This window comes from Saccharothrix sp. NRRL B-16348, assembly GCF_001280085.1.
GTDB lineage: Bacteria > Actinomycetota > Actinomycetes > Mycobacteriales > Pseudonocardiaceae > Actinosynnema.
The window spans coordinates 1-8,974 of record NZ_LGED01000030.1 but is presented as its reverse complement, the minus strand read 5'-3'; the positions used below and the strand labels follow the sequence as shown (position 1 = coordinate 8,974).

Sequence of the window (8,974 nt, the reverse complement as noted above, 5' to 3'; positions counted from 1 at the left end):
GGAAACCTCTTGACGAGGTTCATAAATTTACTGGCTATTCGGCACGCTGTTGAGTTCTCAAAGAACACGCGCTCACCATCTTGTCCCGCGTCTTACCGCGGTTCATTCCGGGGCTTTGTGTTTCCGGTGTTTCGCTTGCTGTGGTTGAACCTTAGCTCGTTCGTTTTCGCGGTGTCAAATCGGCCGGTTTCGGCTTCTCGGCTCCGCGACAAACTCGCTTAGCATTCAATTTGTATCAGTTTCCAGAGCGGAGGCAGCACGCTGTGCTGCTTATTCGTTTCTGGGAGCTTGACGCCGCAGTAGTCTACTCGGCCCGATTCGCGGTGTCAACCGCTCGTTCCGAGGTTCTTGCTGGCGACTCGGTAAAAGTTACTCATGACCTTCGCCGGTGTCAAATCGCCTGGTCAGCGGCCTGCGGGAGCGGTGCGAACCGGCTTGGCGACCTGCGGGCCCGGCCCTTTGGGCGCCACCGGACGGGGTCGCAGCCACAACGAGATGGTCCGCATGCCCTCCATCGCGGTCACGATCTGCTCCGGCGTGGCCGGTTCCCGGGTGGCCACCGGCACCAGGTCGTAGCCCCAGATGCGGAACTCCTTCAGGACCGTGACCGGATCGTCGCCGAAACCCTCGGTCGCCGTAGCGGAGAACTCCAGGAACACGTGCGGGCGATCCCGGCGCAGCAGGCGCACCAGGCCGGCCAACGCGCGGTGACCGCGACCGGGCGCGTCCACCCGAACGACGGACAGCTTGCGTCCGTGCAACGACGGCACGGCCTCCAGCTCCTTGTCGAGCCTGGCCGCACGCACCCGAGGCACGTCCTCGCCGGCGCCTTCCGGCAGCGGCGCCACCGACACCCCGCCGGTCAACGACGGTTGGGTGGCCAGCTCGCCCGTGCTCTCCCACGCGGCGGCGTCCACCAGGACGAGCTGCTGAGCCACCCGTTCGGGCAGGTTGACGTCGACGTTGTGCCGCAGCAGCGCCCGCGAGGACGGGCACGGCTCGACCGCGACCACCGCGCCGCCCGTGCCGAACCGGCTGAGCATCCGCACGGTCTGGTACCCGACGTACGCGCCGACGTCGAGGAAGATCCCGTCCGGCTCGACCACCGCGTCGATCAGCTCCGACAGGTCCGTCTCCCACACCCCGTTGCTGGACAGCATCGGGAGCATGAACGCGTCGTCCGACGGCAGCCGCAGCAGACCGACGTCGGTCAGCACGAGCGAACTGCGCGGCACCGTCTCGCCGTGCCGCTCGTGCTCGCGCACGACGACGCGGCGCAGGGCGTCGGCCGTCTGCTGCGCCTGGTTCGCGGCGCGCAGGCCGGCGTCGAGCTTGGTGTCGCGGTCCCGCAGCACGTCCACGACCTTGGACTCCAGCGAGTCGATCCGGTCGAGGGTGCGTTCGAGCGCGACGGCGAGCTTGTCGATGCGCTGGGCCAGGGCGTCGCCCTGCTTGGCGCGCTTGGCCGCCTCGGCGACCACGGCGTCCTCGATCTCCCGGACCCGCCGTCCCTGGCCGGCCAGGTCCGCGCGGACCCGGACGACGCCGTCGTCGACGCCCACGAGCTGGTCGGCGAGGTGGCCCTGGTGCTCGGCGTGCTGCTCCAGCTCGGCGCGCAGCACCTCCAGCTCGCCCAGGCCCACGCCGGTGGACAGGTCGTCCTGGCGGCGGACCAGCTCGGAGACCGTGCGCTCGACCCCGTCGACCAGGGACGTGAGGACGTTGCGCATGTGGTTGTCGTAGTGGTCGAGGACGCGCAGGACCATCTTGCGCAGCTGCGGCGCCATGGGCGTGCGGCTGGCCGTGCCCACGTCGGGTTGGCGCAGCAGGGCGTGCTTGGCCGAGTGCAGCGCCTTCAACGGGTCGACGGTCGGCGCGGGCTTGGCCCGGCGGGCGCGCCAGCCGCGGTAGGCGTGCTCGACGCGTTCGCGGAGAACTTCGCCGACCTTGGCGACGTCACGGGTGGCGCGGACGTGGTCGCGTCCCGTGATGCCGATCGCGACGGCCGTCGGCAGGTCGTCGGCGAGGGCGCGCATGAGCTTGGCGGCGGCCTGGACGTCGGGTTCGACGCCCTGCCGGCACGGCACGAAGATCACCGCGGCCTTGTCGAACAGCTCGGCCACCGCGCCGTGGTCGGCGGTGAGGATCGGCGTGGCCCGGGCGGCGTGCTCGGCGAGGGTGTGCGCGATCCGGTCGCCCGCGCCGCCCCGGTGCAGGTGGACGAGGCAGTCGACGGCGCCGAGCGTGTCGACCAGTTCGATGCGCGGGTCGGCGGCGGTGGCGAGGCGCAGTCGTTCGGCGGCCTCGGGGTGGGCGTGCGCGTGGGTGACCTCGATGCGCAACGTCACGTCGTTGCGGTCGGGGAAGGCGGAGAGGAACGCGGAGACGGCGCCGAGCACGTTGCCCGCGCGGTCGACGGCGTGATCGGCGAGAGCGCCGAAGATCACCCCGTCGTGTGCTTCGAGGGCTTGGGGCTCGGCTTCCCGGACCGGGAGCGGGAGGACGCGGACGGTCGGGCCGCCCGGGCGTTCGAAGGTGGCGCGGGTCGCCTCGGAGGGGACCCAGAGCTCGGCGGCGTCGGTCGGCTGGTCGTCGTCGAGGAGGTAGTCGACGACGAAGCGGCTGTCCGGGACGCGTTCAGTGGTGCCGACGCGGATCACGACCGGGTAGCCGGCGGTGGTCGAGGTCGGGAGGCCGGACGCGCGGGCGGCGGCGTGGACGAGTTCGGCGATCGGGCCCGTGCCGAGGACGGAGACGCCGAGCTGGTCGTGCAGGACGGGGCCTTCGGCGCGGGAGCGGGGCACGGCGGACACCGGCAACCGGCCCGCCGCCACGCCGACGCTCGCGCACCAGTCGCGGAACGCCGGGCCGTCCACGCCAAACGGGTCGGGGAACTGGGTGCGGAGGGCTTGGTCGGAGCGCCAGAGCGCGACGGCCCAGCGCGTGCTGCCGGGCAGGCCGGTCACGGGCTCGCTCGCCCAGGCCACGAACCCCGCTCCGCCGTCGGGGCCGAAGGCTGGGGGTGGGGTGCTGCGGGTGGCCTGGGACGGGAGTGCTTGTGCGGCGTCGGTCGGGGACGTGACCGCCGGAGGTGCGACAGCCGGGCGGACGTGCACGGCGGGCGGGAGTGGGGCCGGGTGCTCGTCGACGGCCGGTCGAGGCAGGTCGGCGGCGGGTTCGGGGCTTTCGGGTTCGGGGCTCTCGGGGTCAGGGCTTTCGGGTGCTGAAGCGGTGACACCCGGCTCGATCTCGGCGGATGCGGGCACGGCAGCATCGGCATCCGCGACCGGCGCGGTCGGCTCGGCAGCGGTGGTCTCGGCGTCGGTCGGTGCCGGATCGGCGGTTTCCGACTCGGGCTCGGCAGGTGCAGCCGAGGTGGCCTCGCTGTGCGGAACCTCGGGCGCGGTGCTCAGGCGGGTGCCGTTGATGGCGGCCGGTTCGGTGGTAGCCGGTTCGGTGGGGGGCCTGCCGCCTGGGCTGAAGGCGGAGCCCGGGTGGGTCCTGGCGGCTTCGCGGTAGTCCGCGCGCAGCTCGTCCGGGATCTGGGTGCCGTCCGGCAGTTGGCCGAAGCCGTAGCGGACCCGTTGGGGTGAGTGGCCCTTGCGCACCAGTTCCGCCCGGTACGCCGCGCACAGCTCCGCCAGCTGCGGGTGTTCCGACAGCAGCACGCGGGGGCGGTCGGCGAAGTCCGCGGACAGCAGCCACGGGCGGTGCGGGTCGAAGCCCGCGAAGTGGACGCTGCGGACCGGTTCGCCGATCGTCGTCAACATGCCGTCCGGGCGGCGGTGGAGGTCGCGTTGGGCGGCGTTCCACACCGACAGGCCGACCGTCGCGTCACGCAGGACGTGCAGGTTGACCAGCGCGGGAGCCATGTCGAGCACGGCCTTGGTGGCGTCCGGGGTGCGGCGCAGCTGTTCGCCGAGGGACTGCAGGAACGGCTCGGCGCCCGGCGCGACCAGCAGGAACCCCGGGTCGAACACGCCCGTTTCGAGCAGTTCCGTCGGTGTCGGGCGCAGGCCGTCGTCCGGCAACGGCCGCAGCGCCCTCGGCAGCAGGACCAGCGGCCCGCGGCGCACGGCGGCCTCGACCAGGTCCGTGAGCGGGTTGAGCACCTGCACCCACGGGTCCAGGTACAACACCGGCACGCCCTGGCCAAGGAGCTGCTCCAGGAGCTTGGGCCGCAGCACGCCGCACAGCTGCGCCGCCGTGCAGCCGGTGGCCAGCTCCGCCAGCTCGTCCTGGCTCATGCCCAGGTCGGCGGGGGTGACGAGGCCCGGACCGGAGTTCTCCGGCAGGGCGTCGACGACCAGCGCCAGGAACCTGGCCTGCGGGTGGTTGCCCAGGAACGAGCTGGACAGCACCTTCACCGCGGGCAGTTCGGCGGCGGTCGCCACCGTGCAGGCGATGAACGTGGGACGGGATTCCGAACGCGCGGGCACCTCGGTCACGGTCTGCAAACCTAGCTTCTCCGAGTGCCCGGTGTGGACCACCCGCACGGGTGTCTCCCTCACAGGACCGGCAACAGGGTGCGCAACTCGTACGGCGTCACGCTGCGCCGATACGCGTCCCACTCGGTCCGCTTGTTGCGCAGGAAGAAGTCGTAGACGTGCTCGCCCAGCGCTTCGGGGAGCAGTTCGGAGTTCTCCATCTCGGTCAATGCCTCGCCGAGGTTCTGCGGCAGGTTGTCGTACCCGGCGGCGCGCCGTTCGCGATCGGTCAGCGACCACACGTCGTCCTCGGCGGGCGGCGGCAGCTCGTAGCCCTTCTCGATGCCCTTGAGCCCGGCCGCCAGGATCACCGCGTACGCCAGGTACGGGTTGCAGGCGGAGTCGAGCGAGCGGATCTCGACCCGGCGCGACGACGACTTGCCCGGCGAGTACATCGGCACGCGGACCAGCGCGGACCGGTTCGCGTGGCCCCAGCACACCGCCGTCGGCGCCTCGCCGCCCACGATCAGCCGCTTGTAGGAATTCACCCATTGGTTGGTCACGCCGGAGATCTCCCGGGCGTGCTTCAACAGGCCGGCGACGAACATCTTGCCGGTGTCGGACAGCTGGTACGGGTCCTCGGCGTCGTAGAACGCGTTGCGGTCGCCCTCGAACAGGCTGACGTGCGTGTGCATGCCGCTGCCGGGCTGGTCGGTGAACGGCTTCGGCATGAACGAGGCCCGCACGCCCTGCGTGATCGCGACTTCCTTGATCACGTACCGGAACGTCATCACGTTGTCGGCCATGGTCAGCGCGTCGGCGTAGCGGAGGTCGATCTCCTGCTGGCCGGGCGCGCCCTCGTGGTGGCTGAACTCGACCGAGATGCCCATCGCCTCCAGCGCCTCGATGGCGTGGCGGCGGAAGTGGGTCGCGGTCTCGTGGCTGGTCTGGTCGAAGAAACCGCCGTTGTCCGCCGGAGCGGGCTCGCTCCCGTCGTCCGGCAGGCCCTTGAGCAGGAAGAACTCCATCTCCGGGTGCACGTAGCAGGTGAAGCCCGCCTCGCTGGCCTTCGCCAGGGTGCGGCGCAGCACGTGCCGCGGGTCCGCCCACGACGGCGAGCCGTCCGGCATGGCGATGTCGCAGAACATCCGCGCCGAGTAGTGGCTCTTGTCGGGCGTCTGCCAGGGCAGCACCTGGAACGTCGACGGGTCCGGCTTGGCCACCATGTCCGACTCGTACACGCGGGCGAAGCCCTCGATCGCGGAGCCGTCGAAGCCGATGCCTTCGCTGAAGGCCCCTTCGAGCTCCGCGGGAGCGATCGCCACCGACTTCAGGAAACCGAGGACGTCGGTGAACCACAACCGGACGAACCGGATGTCGCGTTCCTCGAGGGTGCGGAGCACGAACTCCTGCTGGCGGTTCATGACCCGAAGCCTAGGTAAGGACGGTTAACCGCGCGTTGCCGACTCGGCCGAACGCACTGCGCCGTTTGCCGTGCCGAGGTGATTGCGCAGGTCAGGGACTTGCGGTGGTGTTTCGCCCTGCCGGGGGACGGCTGGATCTACGATTCACCCATGCTCCCTCGTCGCGCCCTGATCGGGTCGCTCCTGCTCGCACTCGTGGCGGGCTGCACGTCCTCCGGTGGCGCCGGGGCCCAACCCGACGGGCCGGACCTGCTGGCCAAGGCGTCCGCCGGGATGAAGGCCGTGACCAGCACCCACTTCACGATCAAGGTCGACGGCGAGCTGCCGGGCGTGACCGTGAAGGACGCCGAGGGCGACCTGAACGCCGAGGGCGAGTCGCAGGGCCGGGCGAAGGTCGAGCAGTTCGGCCAGCTGATCGAGGTCGAGTACGTGCTGGTGGGGCAGGACCTGTACTTCAAGGGTCCGACCGGCGGGTTCACCAAGCTGCCCGCGGCGCTGGCGGGCCAGGTGTACGACCCGACCGCGATCCTCGACCCCGACCGGGGCGTGGCCCGCGTGCTGGCCGACGCGCGCGACGCCAAGACGGTGTCGAACGACGACGGCCTCGCGGTGGTCGAGGCGACCGTGCCGCGTGACGTGGTCGCCGGGCTGGTGCCGGGCATCGACGCCGACGTCGCCTCGGTGTTCTCGGTGAAGGACGAGAAGCTGCAGAAGGCGCTGTTCACGTTGCCGAGCGGGGCGAAGGTGACGATCGAGCTGTCCGACTTCAACAAGCCCGTCACCGTTTCACCGCCCGCGTGAGTTCGGCGGTGGGTTCCGTGGGTGCGGTTCGCGCTCGTCGGCTGGCGATCGGCGCCGGCGCGACGGCGGTGCTGCTGGGCGCGCTCGACGCGTACGTGGTCGTCGGCGTGCTCGTCGACATGGTGCGTGACCTGGGCATCCCGGTGAACCACCTGGAACGCGCGACACCCGTCGTGACCGGGTATCTGCTCGGGTACGTCGCCGGGATGCCGTTGCTGGGGCAGCTGTCGGACCGGTACGGGCGGCGGCTGGTGCTGCACCTGTGCCTGATCGGGTTCGCGGTCGGCTCGGCGGTGACGGCGCTGGCGGGCGACCTGCCGCTGCTGGTGGCCGGGCGGGTGGTGCAGGGGCTGGCCGGTGGGGCGTTGCTGCCGGTGACGATGGCGTTGGTCGCGGACCTGTGGTCGGCGGAACGGCGTGCGTCGGCGTTGGGCGTGGTCGGCGCGGCGCAGGAGTTGGGCAGCGTGCTGGGCACCCTGTACGGCGTCGGGTTGGCGTCGTTGTTCAACGCCTGGTCGTTCTTCGAGTCGGTGGAGCCGCAGAGCTGGCGGTGGGTGTTCTGGGTGAACCTGCCGTTGGCGGCCATCGCGATGGCGGTCGTGCAGGTGACCGTGCCGCGGTCGGTCCGGTCGTCGGTGCGGATCGACTTCGTCGGCGGCGGGTTGTTGGCGTTGGCGTTGTCGATGCTGGTCGTGGGGCTCTACAACCCCGACCCGTCGCGGTCCGTGCTGCCGTCGTGGGGGTGGCCGGCGCTCGGTGGGGCCGCGGTGGTGTTCGTCGCGTTCGTGCTGTGGGAGCGGCGGTCGTCGGTGCGGCTGCTGGATCCGGCGGGGGTGGCCATGCGGCCGTTCCTGGCTTCACTCGGGGTGTCGCTGGCGGCCGGTGCGGCGTTGATGGTGACGTTGGTGGACGTGGAGCTGTTCGCGCAGACCGTGCTGGGGCGTGACTCGGCCGGGGCGGCGGGGATGTTGGCGCGGTTCCTGATCGCGTTGCCGGTGGGTGCGCTGGTCGGCGGGTGGTTGGCGGCGCGGACCCGGTTGGGTGACCGTTGGGTGTCGTTCGTCGGGCTGGTCGTGGCGGCGGGCGCGTACGTGCTGATCGCGCAGTGGCCGGCGACGGTGTCGTCGTTCGTGGTGGGACGGGATCTGGCGGTGGCCGGGTTCGGGTTGGGGTTGGTGATCGCGCCGGTGTCGGCGGCGGTGCTGCGGGTGGTGCCCGATGCCCAGCACGGTGTGGCTTCGGCTGCCGTGGTGGTGGCGCGGATGACGGGGATGCTGGTCGGGGTGGCCGGGTTGTCGGCTTGGGGGCTGCACCGGTTCCGCGAGCTGACGGCGGACTTGGACACGCCGCTGCCGTTCGGGATGTCGCCGGAGGAGTTCGCCGAGAAGGCGGAGGCTTACCGGGAGGCGCTGACGGCGGCGCTGCTGACGGAGTACCACGAGATCTTCTGGATCACCGCGGTGATCTGCGGTGTCGGCGCGGTGGTGTCGCTGCTGCTGCCCCGTTCGGCTCGCTGAGCTTCTGAGCTTCTGGGTTTCTGGGTTTCTGGGTTTCGGTCGCTGGGCTTCGGCCGCCGGGTTCAACGGTTCGGTTGGTTATCATCGCGGGGTGGCCTGGAACACCGAGGAGACGCGTCGGCGCCTGAAGGAGGCGGCGGTCGTCGAGTTCGCCGCGCACGGGTTGGCGGGCACTCGGGTGGAGCGGATCGCGGCGCGGGCCGGGGTGAACAAGGAGCGGCTCTACAACTACTTCGGCGACAAGGAACAGCTGTTCCACGCGGTGTTGTCGGACGAGTTGGCGAAGATCGCGGCGGCCGTGCCGTTCGATCCGGAGTCGTTGCGGGACGTCGGCGAGTACGCGGGGCGGTGCTTCGATTACCACGTGGCCAATCCGCACTTGGTGCGGTTGTTGCAGTGGGAGGCGTTGGCGTACGGGGACGGGGCGGTGCCCGACGAGGAGGGACGGGCCGCGCACTACCAGCGGAAGGTCGAGGCGTTCCGGACGGCTCAGTCGGACGGGGCGGTGCCGCCGTCGCCGGACGCCGCCGACTTGGTGTTGCTGATCATGTCGCTGACGTCGTGGTGGCAGGCCGTGCCGCAGGTGGCCCGGATGGTGACGGGTCCGCTCGACCTGGCCCACCGCCGTGCCGCCGTGGTGGAGGCGGCCCGACGGATGGTATCTGCGCAGGTCACAGCTACGCGGTAGGCTTGGCTTCGCCGGGACTCGGGGAAACACGATCGGGTGAACATGGCCCGAAAATGTACGGAAACACTGTTCTCGTACCTCGGTTGAAAACCAGCGGACCCGCCGAAACCACCCCCG

At 70.9% G+C, this 8,974-nt stretch carries 5 protein-coding genes; 3 read left to right on the top strand and 2 right to left on the bottom strand.

From position 1 onward, the window contains the following. Positions 1–404 precede the first annotated feature (404 nt). Both ADK67_RS06205 and ADK67_RS06200 read right to left on the bottom strand, forming a co-directional pair. Positions 405–4,448 (bottom strand): FkbM family methyltransferase, encoded by a 4,044-nt coding sequence (locus ADK67_RS06205; RefSeq protein WP_157619958.1) that lies wholly within the window; start codon positions 4,446–4,448, stop codon positions 405–407. Between the two features lie 59 nt (positions 4,449–4,507). Beyond that, positions 4,508–5,851 carry a glutamine synthetase family protein gene (locus ADK67_RS06200; protein WP_053715424.1) on the bottom strand — a complete coding sequence of 448 codons (1,344 nt, stop codon included), beginning with the start codon at positions 5,849–5,851 and terminating at the stop codon, positions 4,508–4,510. A gap of 150 nt (positions 5,852–6,001) precedes the next feature. Between ADK67_RS06200 and ADK67_RS06195 the strand changes: the two genes are divergently transcribed. From ADK67_RS06195 to ADK67_RS06185, 3 genes are all read left to right on the top strand, one after another. Beyond that, positions 6,002–6,652 (top strand): LppX_LprAFG lipoprotein, encoded by a 651-nt coding sequence (locus ADK67_RS06195; protein WP_053715423.1) that lies wholly within the window; start codon positions 6,002–6,004, stop codon positions 6,650–6,652. A gap of 17 nt (positions 6,653–6,669) precedes the next feature. Continuing rightward, the gene (locus ADK67_RS06190) at positions 6,670–8,169 is read left to right on the top strand and encodes an MFS transporter (RefSeq protein ID WP_197289309.1); all 1,500 of its coding nucleotides are present in this window, start codon (positions 6,670–6,672) and stop codon (positions 8,167–8,169) included. A 91-nt stretch (positions 8,170–8,260) separates the two neighbouring features. Then, positions 8,261–8,857 (top strand): TetR family transcriptional regulator, encoded by a 597-nt coding sequence (locus tag ADK67_RS06185; protein WP_053715422.1) that lies wholly within the window; start codon positions 8,261–8,263, stop codon positions 8,855–8,857. Positions 8,858–8,974 lie beyond the last annotated feature (117 nt).

Bases quoted from the DNA above. Each gene is read 5' to 3' on its own strand.
- ADK67_RS06200 (WP_053715424.1), bottom strand. From the start codon at position 5,851: ATGAACCGCCAGCAGGAGTTCGTGCTCCGCACCCTCGAGGAACGCGAC.
- ADK67_RS06195 (WP_053715423.1), top strand. From the start codon at position 6,002: ATGCTCCCTCGTCGCGCCCTGATCGGGTCGCTCCTGCTCGCACTCGTG.